The 17,696-nt window shown below is 67.7% G+C and carries 17 protein-coding genes; 4 read left to right on the top strand and 13 right to left on the bottom strand.

What is annotated here, in order from left to right; translation table 11 throughout:
- Positions 1 to 23: 23 nt before the first annotated feature.
- From ftsH to dacB, 5 genes are all read right to left on the bottom strand, one after another.
- A complete protein-coding gene (gene ftsH / locus ACIA49_RS08415) occupies positions 24 to 2,069 on the bottom strand; it encodes an ATP-dependent zinc metalloprotease FtsH (RefSeq protein ID WP_396377172.1) in 2,046 nt (681 codons plus the stop codon).
- Between the two features lie 171 nt (positions 2,070 to 2,240).
- Entirely contained in the window at positions 2,241 to 2,792 is a 552-nt protein-coding gene (gene hpt, locus ACIA49_RS08410; protein ID WP_132164525.1) for a hypoxanthine phosphoribosyltransferase, read from the bottom strand.
- Positions 2,793 to 2,857: 65 nt separating this feature from the next.
- Positions 2,858 to 3,907, bottom strand: a complete 1,050-nt coding sequence (gene tilS / locus ACIA49_RS08405) for a tRNA lysidine(34) synthetase TilS (protein ID WP_396376460.1) — start codon at positions 3,905 to 3,907, stop codon at positions 2,858 to 2,860.
- A complete protein-coding gene (locus ACIA49_RS08400) occupies positions 3,879 to 4,985 on the bottom strand; it encodes a zinc-dependent metalloprotease (protein ID WP_396376459.1) in 1,107 nt (368 codons plus the stop codon). Before ACIA49_RS08400 ends, tilS begins: the two co-directional genes overlap by 29 nt.
- 27 nt (positions 4,986 to 5,012) lie before the next feature.
- Entirely contained in the window at positions 5,013 to 6,350 is a 1,338-nt protein-coding gene (gene dacB / locus ACIA49_RS08395) for a D-alanyl-D-alanine carboxypeptidase/D-alanyl-D-alanine-endopeptidase (protein WP_396376458.1), read from the bottom strand.
- 50 nt (positions 6,351 to 6,400) lie between these two features.
- Between dacB and ACIA49_RS08390 the strand changes: the two genes are divergently transcribed.
- From ACIA49_RS08390 to ACIA49_RS08380, 3 genes are all read left to right on the top strand, one after another.
- Positions 6,401 to 6,889 carry an inorganic diphosphatase gene (locus ACIA49_RS08390; protein WP_396376457.1) on the top strand — a complete coding sequence of 163 codons (489 nt, stop codon included), beginning with the start codon at positions 6,401 to 6,403 and terminating at the stop codon, positions 6,887 to 6,889.
- Positions 6,890 to 6,999: 110 nt separating this feature from the next.
- Positions 7,000 to 7,890, top strand: a complete 891-nt coding sequence (locus tag ACIA49_RS08385; RefSeq protein ID WP_396376456.1) for a LysR family transcriptional regulator — start codon at positions 7,000 to 7,002, stop codon at positions 7,888 to 7,890.
- 24 nt (positions 7,891 to 7,914) lie between these two features.
- Complete coding sequence (locus ACIA49_RS08380; protein ID WP_396376455.1) at positions 7,915 to 8,625, top strand: SDR family oxidoreductase; 711 nt, start codon at positions 7,915 to 7,917, stop codon at positions 8,623 to 8,625.
- Positions 8,626 to 8,670: 45 nt separating this feature from the next.
- On the opposite strand, the gene ACIA49_RS08375 is transcribed toward ACIA49_RS08380, so the two are convergent.
- From ACIA49_RS08375 to ACIA49_RS08355, 5 genes are all read right to left on the bottom strand, one after another.
- Positions 8,671 to 9,999, bottom strand: coding sequence for a C40 family peptidase (locus ACIA49_RS08375; protein WP_396376454.1), 1,329 nt, complete (start codon positions 9,997 to 9,999; stop codon positions 8,671 to 8,673).
- 195 nt (positions 10,000 to 10,194) lie between these two features.
- Complete coding sequence (locus tag ACIA49_RS08370; RefSeq protein ID WP_396376453.1) at positions 10,195 to 11,007, bottom strand: endonuclease/exonuclease/phosphatase family protein; 813 nt, start codon at positions 11,005 to 11,007, stop codon at positions 10,195 to 10,197.
- A complete protein-coding gene (locus ACIA49_RS08365; protein ID WP_396376451.1) occupies positions 11,004 to 12,080 on the bottom strand; it encodes a WD40/YVTN/BNR-like repeat-containing protein in 1,077 nt (358 codons plus the stop codon). The genes ACIA49_RS08370 and ACIA49_RS08365 overlap by 4 nt, the downstream gene beginning before the upstream one ends.
- Positions 12,081 to 12,101: 21 nt before the next feature.
- Complete coding sequence (locus tag ACIA49_RS08360; RefSeq protein ID WP_396376450.1) at positions 12,102 to 13,379, bottom strand: ThuA domain-containing protein; 1,278 nt, start codon at positions 13,377 to 13,379, stop codon at positions 12,102 to 12,104.
- Positions 13,380 to 13,434: 55 nt separating this feature from the next.
- Positions 13,435 to 14,301: a helix-turn-helix transcriptional regulator gene (locus tag ACIA49_RS08355; RefSeq protein ID WP_396376449.1), complete on the bottom strand. Its 867-nt coding sequence runs from the start codon at positions 14,299 to 14,301 to the stop codon at positions 13,435 to 13,437.
- Positions 14,302 to 14,400: 99 nt separating this feature from the next.
- Between ACIA49_RS08355 and ACIA49_RS08350 the strand changes: the two genes are divergently transcribed.
- Positions 14,401 to 15,138 carry an SDR family oxidoreductase gene (locus ACIA49_RS08350; RefSeq protein ID WP_396376447.1) on the top strand — a complete coding sequence of 246 codons (738 nt, stop codon included), beginning with the start codon at positions 14,401 to 14,403 and terminating at the stop codon, positions 15,136 to 15,138.
- Between the two features lie 3 nt (positions 15,139 to 15,141).
- Here the strand turns inward: ACIA49_RS08350 and ACIA49_RS08345 are convergent, their stop codons facing one another.
- The 3 genes from ACIA49_RS08345 to ACIA49_RS08335 are packed head-to-tail and all read right to left on the bottom strand — an operon-like array spanning position 15,142 to position 17,617.
- Complete coding sequence (locus ACIA49_RS08345) at positions 15,142 to 15,441, bottom strand: MTH1187 family thiamine-binding protein (protein ID WP_396376446.1); 300 nt, start codon at positions 15,439 to 15,441, stop codon at positions 15,142 to 15,144.
- Positions 15,438 to 17,018: an MDR family MFS transporter gene (locus tag ACIA49_RS08340; RefSeq protein ID WP_396376445.1), complete on the bottom strand. Its 1,581-nt coding sequence runs from the start codon at positions 17,016 to 17,018 to the stop codon at positions 15,438 to 15,440. Before ACIA49_RS08340 ends, ACIA49_RS08345 begins: the two co-directional genes overlap by 4 nt.
- A complete protein-coding gene (locus ACIA49_RS08335) occupies positions 17,015 to 17,617 on the bottom strand; it encodes a TetR family transcriptional regulator (protein ID WP_396376444.1) in 603 nt (200 codons plus the stop codon). Before ACIA49_RS08335 ends, ACIA49_RS08340 begins: the two co-directional genes overlap by 4 nt.
- Positions 17,618 to 17,696: the final 79 nt, after the last annotated feature.

Raw genomic sequence — 17,696 nt, 5'->3', positions numbered from 1 at the left:
ATGGCGGGGCTGCGTGCATCAGATCATTCGTTCGGCAGCGGCGGGGTCGGGCCGCCACCGTAGTTCGGCGGGTTCACGTTCTCGTCCGGACCGACCGAACCACCCGGCAGTACGTCGGACAGCGAGCCGTTCTGCTCGGCCCGGGTCGGCAACGGCATCACCGGCGGCTGGTCGGACGGGACCCGGGTCGAGGACCCGGTCCAGGCCGGCCGGCGCTCCTTCTTCACGATCGGGCCGAAGACCTCGGCGATCTGGGCCTTGTCCAGGGTCTCCTTCTCCAGGAGCTCCTCGACCAGGTGGTCCAGCACCGCACGGTTCTCGACCAGGATGTCGAAGGCCTCCTGGTGCGCGTTCAGGATCAGCTTGCCGACCTCCTCGTCGACCGCGGCCGCGATCTCCTCGGAGTAGTTGCGCTGGCTGCCCAGGTCGCGGCCCAGGAACGGCTCACCGCTGTCCGAGCCGAACTTGATCGCGCCGAGCCGCTCGGTCATGCCGTACTGCGTGACCATCGCGCGGGCCAGCGCCGACGCCTTCTCGATGTCGTTGCTGGCGCCCGTGGTCGGGTCGTGGAAGACCATCTCCTCGGCCGCGCGGCCACCGAGCATGTAGGCCAGCTTGTCGAGCATCTCCGAGCGGGTGGTCGAGTACTTGTCCTCGTCCGGCAGCACCATCGTGTAACCGAGGGCGCGGCCGCGCGGCAGGATCGTCACCTTGTGCACCGGGTCGGAGTGCGGCAGCGCCGCGGCGACCAGGGCGTGTCCACCCTCGTGGTACGCCGTGAGCACCTTCTCCTTGTCCGACATCAGGCGGGTACGGCGCTGCGGCCCCGCGATCACGCGGTCGATCGCCTCGTCGAGCGCCTTGTTGTCGATCACCTGCATGTTCGAGCGGGCGGTCAGCAGGGCCGCCTCGTTCAGCACGTTGGCCAGGTCGGCACCGGTGAAGCCCGGCGTCCGGCGGGCGACCGCCCGCAGGTCGACGTCCTGGGACATCGGCTTGCCACGGGAGTGCACCTTCAGGATCTGCTCACGGCCGGGCAGGTCCGGCGCGTCGACGGCGATCTGCCGGTCGAAGCGGCCGGGCCGCAGCAGCGCCGGGTCCAGTACGTCGGGCCGGTTGGTGGCTGCGATCAGGATCACACCGCCGCGGACGTCGAAGCCGTCCATCTCGACCAGCAACTGGTTCAGCGTCTGCTCGCGCTCGTCGTGGCCACCGCCGAGCCCCGCACCACGGTGCCGGCCGACGGCGTCGATCTCGTCGATGAAGACGATCGCCGGGGCGTTGGTCTTCGCGGTCTCGAACAGGTCGCGGACCCGGGAGGCACCGACACCGACGAACATCTCGACGAAGTCCGAACCGGAGATCGAGTAGAACGGCACCCCGGCCTCACCCGCGACCGCGCGGGCCAGCAGGGTCTTACCGGTACCGGGCTGGCCGTAGAGCAGCACGCCCTTGGGGATCTTGGCGCCGACGGCCTGGAACTTGCCGGGCTCCTGGAGGAACTCCTTGATCTCGCCGAGCTCCTCGATCGCCTCGTCACAGCCGGCCACGTCGGCGAACGTGGTCTTCGGGGTGTCCTTGGTGATCAGCTTGGCCTTCGACTTGGCGAAGCTCATCACCCGCGAGCCACCGCCCTGCATCGAGTTCATCAAGAAGATGAAGACCACCGCGATCAGCAGGAACGGGATCAGCGTCTGGAACACCTGGCCGATGAAGCTCGGCTTCGGGTTCTCGACGTTGTACTTCTCGATCTTGCCGTTCTGGTAGAGGTCCTGCAGCGACGTGCCCAGCGTGTTCGCCTGGCCGTCCACCCAGAAGGCGCGGATCTTGGTGCCGTCGGCCTTCTCGACCCGGATCTCCTGGTCGGGGTCGACGAGCACGATCGACTTGATCACCTTCTGGCCGGCCGGTGCGTCGGTGGCCTGCTTGATCACCTTGACGACCTCACCGGTCGGTTCGGCCTTGAACCCGGTCGAGCCGGTCAGGAGCTGTCCGATCACCAGCACCATCAAAAAGGCGAGGATGATCCAGAACAGGGGTCCGCGGAAGAAGCGCTTCACGTCCATGATCGAGGCCTACGCCCCGTCCCTCCTAGCTCGGCAGGCCCGGGTTTTGCGGGCTTGAGACGGTACTACCAGTCCAAGTGTCTCGTGCCGGGCAAGCCTGCCGACCACGAGGGTCACCGATAGACGGTACGACCTGTTGTACAGGCCGTCACCAAGTCTGCCCTTACGGACGGCTCAGGAGTACACGTGCGGCGCCAGGGTGGCCACGCAGCGCAGGTTGCGGTACTTCTCCGCGTAGTCCAGCCCGTACCCGACGACGAACTCGTCCGGCAGCTCCAGACCGACGTACTTGACCGGGACCTGCATCTTGGCCGCGCCCGGCTTGACGAACGCGGTGCACAGCTCGAGCGAGGCCGGCTTGCGCGACTCCAGGTTGCTGACCAGCCAGCTCAGCGTGAGGCCGGTGTCGATGATGTCCTCGACGATCAGCACGTGCCGGTTGGTGATGTCGGTGTCCAGGTCCTTCTGGATCCGCACCACACCCGACGACTTGGTCCCGGACCCGTACGACGAGATCGCCATCCAGTCCATCTCCACGTGCCGCGTGAACGACCGGGCCAGGTCCGCCATCACCATCACCGCCCCGCGCAGAACGCCTACCAGCAACAGATCCTTGCCCTGGTAGTCCTCCTCGATCCGACCGGCCAGTTCCCGCAGCTTCGCCAGGATCTGGTCCTCGGTGTAATGGATCTGGGTCAGGTCCTTCTCGATGTCCGCCGCATCCACGGGCGTCAGCCTGTCACATCCAGGTCGTGACCGGTAATTCCACGCCGTAGGCGTGGGGTTGCCGGTTACGGCCTTGGGCCCAGGATTATGAATCCGCCCCGGCGTACTGCCCGGACTCCTTGGGGCAGGTCGATCCAGCGCTGGCCGCGCCAGTCGGTGATCAGCGCGTCGACCGCGGCGACGTGACCGGCGCTCAGGTCGGTGGCCCGGGAGCCGGCCTCCAGAGCCGCCTGCCGCAGCACTCGCGTGCGGAGGGCAGCCGGCTCGTCGGCGAGCATCCCGACATCACAGTGCACCTCATCGTCAGTACGCCGTACTGCCGTCTCAGCGAGGTCGGCCGCCAACATGTCGAGCGCATCAGCGTCTGCCCGGAGCAGTCCGGCCGTCCGGGCCAGCGCCTCGATCACGCCGGGTCCCAGTGCCTCTTCGAGCACCGGCAGCACCTCATGGCGGACGCGGACTCGCGTGTACGACGGATCGTCGTTGTGCGGGTCGTGCCAGGGCCGCAGGCCGGAGGCGATACAGGCTGCCGCCGTGGTCGCACGGGGGACCTCCAGGAACGGCCGCCGGAGCAGTCCGGCGACCGCCGCCATCCCTGCGAGCGATCTGGCGCCAGAACCGCGTCCCAGCCCTAATAAGACAGTCTCGGCCTGATCGTCCCGGGTATGCGCCAGCAGTACGACGTCCGCCCCGAACTCGTCGGCCGCCGCCCGCAACGCGTCGTACCGGGCTGTTCTGGCCGCACCCTCCGGACCGCCCTCGCCGCCGACCTCTACCGCGCTGACCTGGACCGGGTTGAGCCCTAGGCCGCGACACTGCTCCGCGGCGATCTCAGCAGTCCGGGCGGAGTCCGCCTGCAGACCGTGGTCCACGATGACCGCCCCGGCTTGAAGTGCCAGCTTCGGTGCCTCGAAGGCGACTGCGGCCGCCAACGCGAGTGAGTCGGTCCCACCCGAGCAGGCGACGAGAACCGTCGTACCGGTGGGCAGGTCGGACAGGGCAGCTCGCACTGCCTCCCGGGTCCGGGCGACCGCCGGGTGCAGCCGGCCGCGACGCTCGGCGACCAGCTCCTCGGTGGAGCCGGGCTCAGCCGTGGAGTCGGGTGACCCAGGCATCGGGGTTCGCGATCTCGTTCTTGGTGGGGAGCGTGTTCGGCCCGGTCCAGACCCGGTTGAACCCCTCCATGCCGACCTGCTCGACGACCCGCCGGACAAACGCGGCACCGTCCTTGTACTGCTTGAGCTTGGCGTCCAGACCGAGCAGCTTCTTCAGCAGCTGGTCCAGCGGGTTCCCGCTCTGCCGCCGCGAGGTGAACTTGGACCGGATGGCGTCCACCGTCGGGATCACCGACGGACCGACCCCGTCCATCACGAAGTCCGCGTGGCCCTCCAGCAACGACATGACCGCGGTCAGCCGGTCCAGCACCGCACGCTGCTCCGGCGACTGCATCAGGTCCATCAGGCTCAGCTCGGCCTCACCACGCACCGACCGGCCCAGCCGCTGCACGGCCTCACGGAACATTGCCGCGTACGCCGACGCGTCCAGCTCGGCCTGGTCGAGGAACAACCCGATCTCCGACCGCAGGTGGTCCCGCAACCACGGGACCGCGGTGAACTGCACCCGGTGCGTCTCCTCGTGCAGGCACACCCACAACCGGAAGTCCCGCGGTACGACGCCCAGCTCGGTCTCGACCTGCATGACGTTCGGAGCGACGAGCAGCAGCCGCCCGGTCAGATCAGGACGGGCCGGATCGGGCTCAGCCGGGTAGAACGGGTCGAACTGACCGAGCACGCGGGAGGACATGAACGCCAGCAGCGCGCCCGCCTCGATCGCGGTCACCCGGGAGCCGACGGCGGACGACAGCCCACCAGTCCGGTCTGCCTTCTCCTGCAGCTTGTCAGCCAGCGGCTGGAGCACAGTCCGGAAGCCGTCAGCGTTCGCCTGGACCCAGCCCGGCCGGTCCACGATCACGACCGGCGCGGTCGCCGACGTGGCCTGCAGACCGGTGAACTCGCGCACGTGGTGCTCGGAGTCGGCCGCGAACTGACGCAGCTCGGCGACCACTTGGTCCGCCTCGGCCCGGCTGACCACCGGCCCCGGGCGCAGCAGCTTGCGCGCCACACCGGTCGCCAGCTGCCAATCGACCATCTCGGTCGTGGCCCTGCCCTCGGTCCCACCTGCCGCCGTACTCATAAGTCGACCCTAGTCCTAGGGGCAAGCTCAGCACCCGCAGTTGGCGAGTGTGGCTGCCGTCCTGTCCAGGGCTGCTCGGGCGTCGAGGGTCTTGGGTACCGGGACGCTGTCGCTGGCCACGGCGAACGCCAGCACTGTGCCGCTCCGCGTCCTGACGATTCCGGCCAGGGCGTGCACCCCGGTGAGCGTTCCGGTCTTCGCCCGAACCAGTCCGGTCCCAGCACCCGCGTTTCCGGCGCTGAAGCGCTCCTCGAGGCTCCCACTGAAGCCTGCGATCGGCAGTCCGGTCAGCAGGTGCCGTAGCTCCGGGTGATCCTTCGAGGCCGCCACACGGACCGCACCGGCGAGCAGGTCGAGCGGCACCTTGTTCGACCGGGTCAGACCGCTGCCGTCGAAGATCTGCGCCTTCCCGACCTGCAGTCCGAGCTTGGTGAGCGTCTGCTCGACCCCGGTGACGCCTCCGGCGTACGAACCGCCATTCTTGGTCGCCAGCCCGACCTGACGCAGCAGCACCTCGGCACCGTCGTTGTCGCTGTGCAGGTTCACGTACTCGACGATCTGGCCGACCGTCGGCGACAGGACCTTCGCCAGCGCCGCGGCACCTTCCGGAGCGACCTTCGGCTTGGCCGCTCCGACGACCTTGATGCCGTTGGCGACCAGCAGCTTGCTGAAGCTGGCTGCTGCGGCCAGCGCCGGCGAGTCGGCCCGCTTGGCCATTCCGGCCGACAGCCGACCCTCATCCACCCAGAGCGCGGACGTCCGGGCGGCAATACCCTCCGGCAGGTAGTTCGACTCCCAGTTCGCGTTACCGGCCGGACCGGTGAACAGCGAGGCGTCGTACCCGAGGGTGACGCTGGTGGCACCCTGCGCCTTCAGAGCCTTCGCCGTACTGGCAGCGAGCGCCTGGAGCGTGGCGCGCGTCGGATAGCCCGGACCGGGCTTCACCGCCAGCAGCGGGTCACCGCCACCGACCAGCACGATCGAGCCCTTGCCCGCGCTCACCACCTGAGTGGTGAACCGGTGCTCCGGGCCGAGCGTCGACAGCGCCGAGACAGTCGTGAGCAGCTTCAGCGTGGAAGCCGGCGTGTACGGCGTCGCCGTACCGCTGGAGTAGACGAGCTCGTCACGGGACACGTCGTACACGTAGACACCGTGGTGCTTGCCCAGCGACGGATCCGCGAGCACTCCAGCCAGCGCCTTCTGCACACCGGCCGTAGTCGGGGCAGCACCCTCCGGCTTCGCTGGTGCGAGCACAGGTGGTGCTGCCTGCACAGAAACCGGTACGGCGCTCGCTCCACCCGCCAGGCCGAGACACAGCGTTGAGGCGAGCAGCGTGACGAACGCCGCACGAGGAGGACGGGCCACCGGGCTGCTCCTGTCATTTGGTCGGTCCGAACCGTGACAGTATCTGCCGTATGGAGTTCGACGTCTTCATCGAGATCCCCAAGGGCACCCGCAACAAGTACGAGCTGGACCACAAGACGAACCGGCTGCGGCTCGACCGCACCCTGTTCACGGCCACTCAGTACCCGTCCGACTACGGCTTCATCGAGGACACCCTGGGCCAGGACGGCGACCCGCTGGACGCGCTCGTCCTGCTGACCGAGCCGACCTTCCCGGGCTGCCTGATCAAGGCCCGGGCGATCGGCATGTTCCGGATGACCGACGAGAAGGGCCCGGACGACAAGGTCCTCTGCGTCCCCGCCGGTGACCCGCGCCAGGAGCACCTGCGCGACATCCACCACGTGCCGGAGTTCGACCGCCTCGAGATCCAGCACTTCTTCGAGGTCTACAAGGACCTCGAGCCGGGCAAGTCCGTCGAGGGCGCCACCTGGGTCGGCCGCGCCGACGCCGAGGCCGAGATCAAGGCCTCCTTCGAGCGCCTGAAGACCGAAGGCCACTGACACTCCAGCCAACCGCCGGGACCGCACCCACGTGCGCCCGGCCGCTCCACCGTGCGCTCGACAGCCGCGCCGTGCTCGGCCGGCTGGTCGCCACCACCTAAGGTTGGAGGGTGGAGCTCCGGCAGATGCGGTACTTCGTCGCTGTCGCGGAGGAGCTCCACTTCGGGCGGGCCGCCGAGCGGCTGTACATCTCCACGCCGACTCTCAGCCAGCAGATCAAACAGCTGGAGCGCACGGTCGGTACGACGCTGCTCATCCGGCACAGCCGTGGGGTGGAACTGAACCCGGCGGGCCAAGTCTTCCTGGCCCGCGCCCGGGAGACCATCCAGGCGGCGGGGCTCGCAGTGAAGGACACTCGGCGGGCGGCCGGCCTGGACGAGCCTGTCCTCCGGCTCGGACTGCTGAACGGCGTACCGGGTTGGTTGCCCGCGTCTCTCGAGCAGCTCGCCGCCGAACGCTTCCCGGCCGGGACCGTCACGCTCGAGGCCGGAACCACCACCGATCAGGTGCGGATGCTCACCGCCGGCGAGATCGACCTCGGCCTGGTCCGGCTGCCCCTGACGTTGCCCTCAGCAACAATCTCGACGGAACTGGCCGCGGAAGAGCTCGGCGTGCTCCTGGTCGCCGACCATCCGCTGGCGGCCGTCACCGAGATCAGCACCGACGACCTGGCCGGCCTCGAGCTGATCTGGATTCCACGCGCCGCGGCCCCCGAGTTCCACGACGAGGCGCTGCGGCAAATCGGCGGCGAACTGCGACTCAGCGAGATCACGATGAGCCACTCGCAGCTCCGGTCAGCGCTCCTGGTCAAGCGGAACGCCATCAGCCTCGGCTCGCGCCGCGCAGCCACGCCGGACGTCGTCTGGCGACCCCTCGCCGGCCGCCCGCTGGTCGCCCGGTACGCCGCAATCTGGCGGACCGATTCACACAACCCCGTACTGCAGGCGATGATCGTTAGCCCGGGACTAACGCCAGTGAGGCAACAAGTCGTGGCTGGCTGAGCGCCGTACTGGTTGGCTCGGAGCATGACCGAAGAACATGTAGTGATCATCGGCGGTAGCTCCGGAATGGGTCGTGCACTCGCTGCCGAACTCGTTGCCCAAGGCAGCGAAGTGACCGTGGCCGGCCGCTCCCCCGACCGCCTCGCCGCCATCCACGCCGAGCTCGGCGTGCACACCGTCGCGATGGATCTCGCCGTCGAGGACGATGTCGCCCGGCTCTTCGCCGGCACCGGACCCATCCGGCACGTCGTCACCACGGCCGCCGATGTCGGCGGCGCCTACCAGCCGATCAGGGAGTACGACGTGAAGTTGTCCTGGCCGGCGATCGGCTCCAAGTTGCTCGGTCCGCTACTGCTGGCCAAACACGCCGCACCGGTACTCGAGCCCGGTGGCTCGATCGTCTTCACCTCGGGCATCGCGGCGTACCGGCCCGGGCCGGGAGCCTCGTTGCTGGCGGCACTCAACGGCGCCCTGGCCTCGCTGGCCGCCGCGCTGGCGGTCGAGCTGGCACCACTGCGGGTCAACGTGGTCTCCCCGGGATGGGTGGACACCCCGATCTGGCAGGACGTCGCGGGCGACGAGGCTCCCGCCACCCTGGCCGCGATGGCGGCCCGCCTGCCGGTCGGCCGGATCGGCCGCACCCAGGACATCGCGGAAGCGATCATTGCCCTGCTACGCAATGGATTCATCACTGGCACCGTCCTGCACGCCGACGGCGGACACCGGCTGATCTAGGTTGCGGACGCTTCCGGCAGGCCTCACTTGCCGCAAGCAACTGACTCAGGGCCGGCCGAAGAAGTCCGGCGGTTCCCAGTAGTAGACGCTCTGGATCTGGACCGGCTTGCCGGTCCGCGGGGCGTGGATCATCCGGCCGCCGCCGATGTACATCGCGACGTGGTGGATGGTGCCCGGGTCGTTGGGGTTGAGCGCCCAGAAGATCAGGTCGCCCGGCCGCAGCTCGTCCTCGTCGATGTGCCGGGTCTGCTCGTACTGCGCGACGCTGTAGTGCGGCAGCTGAACGCCGGCCCGCTTCCAGGCGCCCATCATCAGACCTGAGCAGTCCCAGCGCGAGGGCCCGGTGCCGCCCCAGAGGTACATGTCGCCGAGCTGGGAGAGCGCGAAGCTGATCGCCGCACTCGCGCCGCGACCCGAACCACCATTGCCGCCGTTACCGCTGTTGCCGCCGCCGGTGCTCGGCCGGTGCTTCTTCGGATTCTTCTTGCCCTGCTGGCGTTCGCGGGCCTCTTCGGCGCGTTCCCGGGCGCGCTCGGCGGCCTCCCGGGCCTCGATCTTGCGGCGTAGTTCGGCCGCCTTCTTCGCGGCGAGTGCGGCGGCGCGCTGTCGCGCAAGCTCCTCGAGCCCCCGCTGCCGCCGGTTGGCGACCTGGATGGACGTGTTCTGCAGGACGGCCAGCTGGGCGATCGACTTCTGCCGCTGGACACCCATCGCGGTCACCGCGGCCGACTGCGCGGCCTCGGCGGCTTCGGCGGCCTTCTTGGCCTTGGCAGCCTCGTCGGTCGCCTGCTTCACCTTCACCACGGCCTGGTCGGCCTGGACCTTGAAGAGGTTGGTCACCACCTGCGCCGCCGAGTACCGCAGGTAGGAACCCTGCATCGCGCTCGACACCGTGTGCGCCGTACCGGCCGAGTCGAGCAGTTGCTGCGGACCCTCCGCGGTGAACAGCGGCCCGAGCTTCGCGATGTCGCCACCACCCTGGTACGACGCGACCGCGAACCGGCCGATCTGCTGCCGCTGAGTGGTCAGGGACTTCTCGGCCTTGGCCGCGCGATCCGCTGCCGTGGCGGCATCCTTCTTGGCCTGCTGGAGCCGGTAGACCGCACCGTTGTAGGCCTCGTCGGCGATCCCGGACTGGATCCCGAGCTGCTCGAGCCGAGCCTCGGCCGCGGCCAGCTGCTGCTCGATCGCCTTGACCTGACCGGCCTTGTCGGAGGCAGCCTTCTTGGCGCGATCGACCGCGGCCTGCGACGGGATCACCGGCGGCTTGGGCTTGGCCTGGGCGTCGACCGGAACCATCAGCATCCCGCCGGCCAGACAGACCGCCAGCACGCCGGAGAGCGCTGCCCTACCGGTCTTCCCAGTGGCCGTCATCAGGGGTCCCTTCCGCCATTTTGGTCCTCCTGGACCACATACGTGACACTAGTTGCCTGTGGCCCCATTGGGAACACTTTTCCCACAAGTATCTTTGTTTCACCTGCGTGTCGACTTGACAAACTACAAGCTTGTAATTCCAAGAAAAGGCACCCGCCAACCGAAGTTGACGGGTGCCTGTGCGCTGAAGGACGGTCAGCGCAGGGTGAACGAGGCCACCACCGGAAGGTGGTCGGACGCCAAGCTCACGGGGACTGCAGCTTTCAGCGGAACCAGCTGCGAACTGTGCAACTGGTAGTCGATCCGGGCGGTCGGGTTGTCCGCCTCGATCGTGTAGCCGGGCCCGACGCCGACCTCGGCCCAGGTGTCATCCAGTACGGCGGTGAGCGTCTTGATCTCCGGCGCATCCGGTCGCGCATTCAGGTCACCGACCAGCAAGGTCGCCTTTCGCGATTCCCCTAACAGCTCGACAACCTTCTTCGCCTGCTCGAGCCGCTCGGCATTGTTGTTGCTGGTCAGATGCGTGTTCGCGAACCGCAGCTCCGCGCCGCGGATCTTCACCGTCGCCACCGCGAGTCCACGCTGCTCACCGGTCGGGTAGAGCGGCAGCAACGTGTTGGTGAAGTCCTTGATCGGATACTTCGACAGGATCGCCGTACCGTACTGCCGGCGCGGCTCCCCCGGGTTCAGCGGCGGCAGATCGAGATTCGCGGCGTACCCGTAATGCATCTTCAATCGCTTGGCGAACCAGGCCGGCTGATCGACCCAATTACTCCGCTCACTCCAATGCCGGTCGACTTCCTGCAGACCGACGACGTCCGCGCCGCTCTGCTCGATCAGCGCGGCAATCCGCTCAAGATCCAGTACGCCGTCAATTCCGGCGCCATGGTGAATGTTGTAGGTCATGACCGTCACGTCCCGGCCAGGCCGACCGCGGTCCGGCTGCGCGGCAGCCATCGTCGGGATCACCATCAGCAACGCGACCAGGACCACCAGCCCGCGCCTCATCGGCCGACCACCAGTCGCGCGACGGCACCCTTCGCACCCGACGCCCAGCAACCCGCCTGTACGCCGTGCCCGCCGCACTCGACGCTGTCGAAGTTGGCGTCGGAGAACTGCTTCCAGCTCCGACCGCCGTCACGACTGACATCGCTCCCGGACGGGCCGACCGCGACCACCGTGGTCAAAGAGCCCGGCAGGTACGTCGATCCACTGCGGTACCCCTTCGGCGCCTTGTCGGCGGGGATGAGCTTCCAGGTGCGACCACCGTCGTACGTGACTGAAGCAGCCTTGACCGCCTCGGTCGGCTTCAGGAAGTCACCGCCGACCGCGACACCGAACAGCGGGCCACGGAAGGCAAGGCTGAAGATGCCGGCGGCCTCACCACTGGCCATCGGTGAGTCCGCGACCGTCCAGTGCCGGCCACCGTCGAACGTGCGGAACACGCGCGGCCGATCACCGCCGCCGGTCGCGAACCACGCCGTACGGCCAGGTCCCGCAACCAGGCACGTGCCGCTCGCGGCGAACGCGAACTCGCCAGGCAGCGCGGCCGGCATCCCCGCGTTCGACTGCACCTTCCACGACTTGCCACCGTCGCTGGTCGCGGCGATCCGGAACTTCCCGTCGACCGGGTCGCTCAGTGCGAGCCCGTGCCCGCCGGCATTGAAGGCGAAGCAGTCGTAGAACGCCTTCTCATCGGTGTTGGCGAACGTCTGGGTCCAACTCTTGCCGCCGTTCACGGTCCGGTAGATCCGCGAGTCGGTACCGTTCCCGATCGACAGGACGACCGCGCGTTGGGCGTCGAACGCCTGCACGTCGCGGAACTGGACGGTCTCCGCTCCGGCCGGACTCACGTTCTGCCAGTGCTTGCCCCCGTCCACGGTGCGCAGCACCTGCCCTGCCGTCCGACCGATCCAGGCGACGTCCTTGCTGACCGCCGACAACCCGCGGAACTGCGCCGTACTTCCGGTCGGCGTCATGCTCCATTTGTACGACGGCCCGCCGGTCGCCTGAGCCGGTGTCAACGACGACATAGCCAGTAGACCTCCTGCCGCGATTGCGGCCACACGCAGGATTCTCATGGGCCGCAATCTACGGGGCGATCAGGCTGCCGTCAGCTTGAAAGACTGAGCAGTTCCACCGTTGCACGTGGACTGGACCAGCTGGGTCTGGTCAGCGGTCGACCCACCGGGGACGGTCAGGCACTTGCTGGTGTGCCGGACGACGAAGTGGAAGTAGCCGCCGCCTTCGGAGACCGCCTGCCACTGCTGGTTGGTACCGCTGCTGTAGGTCCACAGCTGCAACCCGGCATTGTCGGCCGTCGAGACGCCGGAGACATCGATGACCTTGGTGGCGTCGTTGCGGTTGTTGACCCGGGTGAACCCGTCCGTGGTCGGCTGGAACTGGAAGTTCTGGGCCGTGGTCGAGTTGCAGCTGTACTGCTGGATGACCGTGCCGTTGGCCGTGCCGGCCGCGCGGGCGTCGACGCACTTGCCGTTGGCCTTGTTCGCCGCCGAGTACCAGGTGCCGGGGTCCGGCTGGTCGACCGGCGGTGTCGTCGTACCGCCGCCACCCAGCCACTTCAACGAGTCCATCATGAACTGGTTCTGGGCTGGGCTGTCGAACGTCGACGAGGTCCGGGTGTTGGTCTGGTAGTTCATCCCGTTGTGGCCCCAGTTCGCGTAGATGACCTTGTAGTTCTTGTTGGTCCACGCGATCGGGTAGTAGCCAGAGGTCCAGATGTTGCCGTTCTGGCTGCCGACCGGGAAGCTCGACGGGTCGATCGAGGCGAGCACCTGGATGTTCGGGTTCTGCCGCAGGTCGTTCTGCCAGCTGTACCACTCACTGACCGACGACCGGAACGTCGCGCCCGTGTTCACCAGTGACGGGTGCGAACGGTTCTCGGTCCGCAGCGTGACCGCGGACGGCAGCCAGGTGTTCGACACGAAGCGGCCGGTGCCGAGCAGCGTGTTGTTGAACCAGGGCCAGCCCTGGCTGGAGTCGTTGTAGTTGCTCACATGGAATCCGAAGAAGCCGCCGCCGTTCTCCATGTAGTGCTGGAAACCCGTCTGCTGCGAGGTGGCCCACGGCCGGTTGTCCAGGAACATCACCACCTGGTACTGCGAGGCCTGCAGGTTGTTCAGCCGGTTCCAGTCGTTGGTCGCGGTGTAGGTGAAACCGTTCTGCGCGGCGAACTGCGGGAACCGCTGGTTGGCCTCCTTCACCCAGTCGTTGTGCGCCGCGTCCTCGGTGTTGCCGTCGTAGAAGGCCAGCACATTGAAGGTCGCCTGAACGTGAGCCACTGCCGAACTGGTCAGACCGGCCACGATCACGAGGAGGGCCAGGACGAGCGCAGGCAGGCGTAAGCGAGCGGAAGGCATGGGGCGGTCCTTTCCGGAGAGTCGATCCCGGAAAGGGCATTCCGAGATCCAGGACTTAAATTAACTCCCGACGAAAGTCCTGTCCAGAGCTCATCGTCTGGCTTCCCAAAACACCGAGAAGTTGCAGTTTCTCCGCGCTCTCGCTGCCCGGCTCGGCGGTGAAGACGACCAGGATCTGCTGCTGGTCGGCGTTGTTGATCACCTCGCAGTACAGGTCGAACTCACCGACCAGCGGATGCCGGAAGTGCTTGGTCCGGCTGTGCGCGGGCACCACCTCATGCCGTTCCCAGATCTCGGCGAACTCCGGGCTGGCCTTCTGCAACGCCGTCACGATCGAGGCGGCGTACGACTTCGGCCCGTCGGCGGTCGCCGTCATCCGCAGCATCGAGACCAGCAACCGGCTGTGGCGGTCCTGCTCGTCCTCGCGATAGAGGATCCGCGTCTCCGGCTGCAGGAACCAGCGGTAGGACTCGCTGCGCTCCATCCCCTCGAAGTTCGTCAGCTCACCGGCCATCGCGACATGTGCCGGCGTCTGCGCGACGGCCTCGCCGCAGCGGTTGACCAGCAACGCCGGGGTGTCCTGCAGCCGATCCATGATCCGCAGCATCCCGGGATCGACGTGACACGCCCGGGTCGTGCGCGGCGGCGTACCGTGCCCTGCCAGCACGAACAGGTAGTCGCGCTCCTCCAACGTCAGCCGGAGCGCACGGGCGATCGACCCGAGCATCTCCACCGACGGCTGCGGTCCCCGCCCACCTTCGAGCCGGCTGTAGTAGTCGGTCGACATCGACGCCAGTACGGCGACCTCCTCGCGCCGCAGTCCCGGCGTACGGCGTCGTCGGCCGCGCGGCATCCCGACGTCTTCGGGCTGCAGGGTCTCCCGGCGCTTGCGGAGGAAATCGGACAGATCGGCGTACTCCATGTCTCCAGTGTGCTCGCCCGTCCGCAGTTATCCACTGCTTGCCGAGCAGTGGTTGCGCCGGGCCTGGTTGCCTCCGGCATCCGGTTCCAGGCTGGAGCCATGAAAACAACCGGGAACACGATCTTCATGACCGGCGGTACGTCGGGTATCGGCCTCGAGCTCGCCCGTCGGTTCCGCGACCTCGGCAACACCGTCATCATCAGCGGCCGCCGCAAGGACCTGCTCGACCAGCTCGCCGCCGAGGACCACCTCGAAGGCGTCGTCCTCGACGTCGCCGACCCGGCCTCGATCGCCGCCGCCTTCGCCGACGTGACCGCCCGGCACGACGTGAAGGTCCTGATCACCATGGCCGGCATCATGCGCCCCGAAAACCTCCAGGACCCGGCCCACCTGGCCACGAGCGAGGCGACCATCGACATCAACCTGCTCGGCACGATCCGGTCGATCACGACCTTCCTGCCTTACCTGCAACAGCAATCCGACCCGACGATCATCACCGTCTCGTCCGGCCTGGCCTTCGTCCCGCTGGCCCTCACCCCGACGTACAACGCCACCAAGGCCGCGATCCACAGCTACACCCAAAGCCTGCGCCTACAGCTCGCCGACACCGCCGTCCAGGTCATCGAACTGGTCCCACCCGCCGTACAGACAGAACTGATGGGCAGCACGCCTGACCCGTCCTGGATGCCGCTGGACGAGTACGTCGACGAGTCGATCGCCATCCTCCAGCAGAACCCCGACGTCGAGGAGATCCTCGTCGACCGAGTCCACTTCCTCCGCGCCGCCGAACGCGAGAACCGCCACCCCGAAGCGGTAGCAGCAGTCAACTCCCACTAGCCGCTAGTCGGCCAGCGCCTGCTCGATCCGCTCCACCTTGGCCGTCAACTGCCCCGTGAACCCTGGCCGGATGTCCGCTTTCAACACCAAACTCACCCGAGGCGACACCGCAGCCACCGCCTCAACGGCCTGCTTCACCACCGCCATCACCTCGTCCCATTCACCTTCGATGTTGGTGAACATGGCGTTGGTCTCATTGGGAAGACCGGAGGCGCGAACGACGCGGACGGCCTCGGCCACCGCTTCGCTCACGCCTCCGGTCTCGTCACCCGAGAGTGGGCTGATGCTGAATGCGACGATCATGCGTCCAGCGTGCCACCAACTTGGTCCTGCGGGCGCGCCGGGGCGTCGTCCTCGGCGGCGCGGCGCTCGGCGCCGGTGGTGGTGAGGAGCGGCTTCTCCTTGATGAAGACGACGGCGATCAGCGCCAGCACGGCGAAGGGGACCGACATCATGAAGAGGTCCGCGGTGGCGTTGCCGTAGACGTTCTCGACGACGGCGCGAACGGGCGGCGGGAGTTCGGCGACGTTGGGGACGGCGCCGCCGCCACCGCCGGAGCCGCCGCCACCGAGGCCGTCGATGACCTTGTTGGCGAGGATGGCACCGAGGACGCTGACGCCGATGGTGCCGCCCATGCTGCGGAAGAAGCTGACGGCGGAGGTCGCCGCACCAAGCTCCCGAGCCGGTACGTCGTTCTGTGCGGCCAGCACCAGGTTCTGCATGACCAGGCCGATGCCGACACCGAGGACGAGCATGAAGCCCCACAGCATGTACTTCGAGGTGTGGGCGTCGATGGTGCCGAACAGCGCCAGTCCGATCGGGAGCAGGACGCTGCCGATGACCAGGTAGATCTTCCACTTGCCGTACTTGGTGATCAATCCACCGGCTACTGTCGACGCACCCATCATGCCGATGATCATCGGCAGGCTCATCAGACCGGCCTTGGTCGGCGAGTAGCCCTGCGCGACCTGGAAGTACTGCGCCAGGAACACCGAGCCACCGAACATCGCGACACCGACCAGCGCGCTGGCGACGATCGCCAGGGTGACCGTGCGGTTGCGGAACAGGTCCATCGGGATGATCGGCTCGGGGTGCCGGCGCTCGACGAGCACCGCGGCCACCAAGGCGACCAGCGCACCGCCGACCATCAGGACGCTCCAGCCGGAGACCCAGTCGAACCGCTTGCCGGCGAAGGTGGTCCAGACGAGCAGCGTGCTGACCCCGGCGGTGATGAGGAACGCGCCCCACCAGTCGATCTTCACTTCTCGGCGCACGGTCGGCAGGTGCAACGTCCGCTGCAGCAGGAAGATCGCGACCAGGACGAACGGCACGCCGATCAGGAAGCAGGCCCGCCAGCCCAGCGGCGAGTCGACCAGGAATCCACCGAGCAGCGGCCCACCAACAGTGGCGGAGGCGAACACGGCACCGAAGATTCCGGAGTACCGGCCGAGCTCACGCGGCGGGATGATCGCCGCCATCACGATCTGGACGAGCGCGGTCAGACCGCCACCGCCCAGACCCTGCAGCACCCGGCTGCCCAGCAGCACCTCGATGTTCGGCGCGAAGCCCGCGACCAGCGAGCCGACGACGAAGAAGCCCAGCGACAGCTGGACGAGCAGTTTGTTGTTGTAGAGGTCGGCGAGCTTGCCCCACAACGGCACGGTGGCCGTCATCGCGAGCAGCTCGAGCGTGACGACCCAGGTGTACGACGATTGGCTCGCCCCCAGGTCGTGAATGATCCGCGGCAACGCGGTCGACACCACGGTGCCGGCCAGGATCGCCACGAACAGCCCCATCATCAGACCGGACATGGCCTGCACGGTCTGCCGCGGCGTCAGCGCCGCGCCGGCTCCGGTCCCCTCGGCCGAGGTCGTCGTCATGAGTGACCTTTCTGATAGTCAGGGTCGATGCCCTGAGCAAGTAATTGGAACGCCGCGTCGACCAGGTCGCCGGGCGCGCTGTCCGGGGTGTCCTTGTGCAGCTCGACGGCGACCCGGCAGGCGGTCCCGGCCGCACTGACGATCAGCTTGGCCCGCAACGGATCACCGATCCGCTCGGTCAGCGCCGCGGACAGCTGCCGTTCGTCGTCGAGGCTGGACAGCATCAGGTGGAACAGCAGGCTCGGCGAGGTCATGATCAGCTCACCGCGCCGGGTCAGCGACCCCTCGCTGAGCAGGTCCTGCAGGACGTCGTGCACGATCAGCCACATCGTCGTCAGCGGCGACTGCTCCGCCGGCGCCGTGGCGATCATCTCGAGCGCGGCCTCGAGATGGGCGGGGTTGCGCCCGAGGATCGCGTACTCCTTGTGCGGGAAGTAGTTGAAGAAGGTCCGCACCGACACGTCGGCCGCCTCGGCGATCTCCTCGACCGTGACATTGTCCGGACCTTTCGCCAACGCCAGCCGCAGGGCGGCCTCCGTCAGCGCCGCCCTGGTCTGGAGCTTCTTCCGCTCCCGCAACCCACCCTCACCCTGCCTCACCTGATCAGCGTAGGCAGGTTCTTGCACTCACTGCAAACTATTAGCTGCTCACTTTTGCACCCCTGCACTTAGGGGCACG

Source organism: Kribbella sp. NPDC051587 (assembly GCF_044453945.1).
Taxonomy (GTDB): domain Bacteria; phylum Actinomycetota; class Actinomycetes; order Propionibacteriales; family Kribbellaceae; genus Kribbella.
Note: the sequence above shows the minus strand (reverse complement) of the source record. Positions and strands in the feature narration are given on the sequence as shown.

Excerpts from the sequence above, each read along its gene's own strand:
- tilS (WP_396376460.1), bottom strand. The coding sequence starts at position 3,907 with ATGCCTGGGTCACCCGACTCCACGGCTGAGCCCGGCTCCACCGAGGAG.
- ACIA49_RS08400 (WP_396376459.1), bottom strand. The coding sequence starts at position 4,985 with ATGAGTACGGCGGCAGGTGGGACCGAGGGCAGGGCCACGACCGAGATG.
- ACIA49_RS08390 (WP_396376457.1), top strand. The coding sequence starts at position 6,401 with ATGGAGTTCGACGTCTTCATCGAGATCCCCAAGGGCACCCGCAACAAG.
- ACIA49_RS08380 (WP_396376455.1), top strand. The coding sequence starts at position 7,915 with ATGACCGAAGAACATGTAGTGATCATCGGCGGTAGCTCCGGAATGGGT.
- ACIA49_RS08375 (WP_396376454.1), bottom strand. The coding sequence starts at position 9,999 with ATGACGGCCACTGGGAAGACCGGTAGGGCAGCGCTCTCCGGCGTGCTG.
- ACIA49_RS08370 (WP_396376453.1), bottom strand. The coding sequence starts at position 11,007 with ATGAGGCGCGGGCTGGTGGTCCTGGTCGCGTTGCTGATGGTGATCCCG.
- ACIA49_RS08365 (WP_396376451.1), bottom strand. The coding sequence starts at position 12,080 with ATGAGAATCCTGCGTGTGGCCGCAATCGCGGCAGGAGGTCTACTGGCT.
- ACIA49_RS08360 (WP_396376450.1), bottom strand. The coding sequence starts at position 13,379 with ATGCCTTCCGCTCGCTTACGCCTGCCTGCGCTCGTCCTGGCCCTCCTC.
- ACIA49_RS08355 (WP_396376449.1), bottom strand. The coding sequence starts at position 14,301 with ATGGAGTACGCCGATCTGTCCGATTTCCTCCGCAAGCGCCGGGAGACC.
- ACIA49_RS08350 (WP_396376447.1), top strand. The coding sequence starts at position 14,401 with ATGAAAACAACCGGGAACACGATCTTCATGACCGGCGGTACGTCGGGT.
- ACIA49_RS08345 (WP_396376446.1), bottom strand. The coding sequence starts at position 15,441 with ATGATCGTCGCATTCAGCATCAGCCCACTCTCGGGTGACGAGACCGGA.
- ACIA49_RS08340 (WP_396376445.1), bottom strand. The coding sequence starts at position 17,018 with ATGACGACGACCTCGGCCGAGGGGACCGGAGCCGGCGCGGCGCTGACG.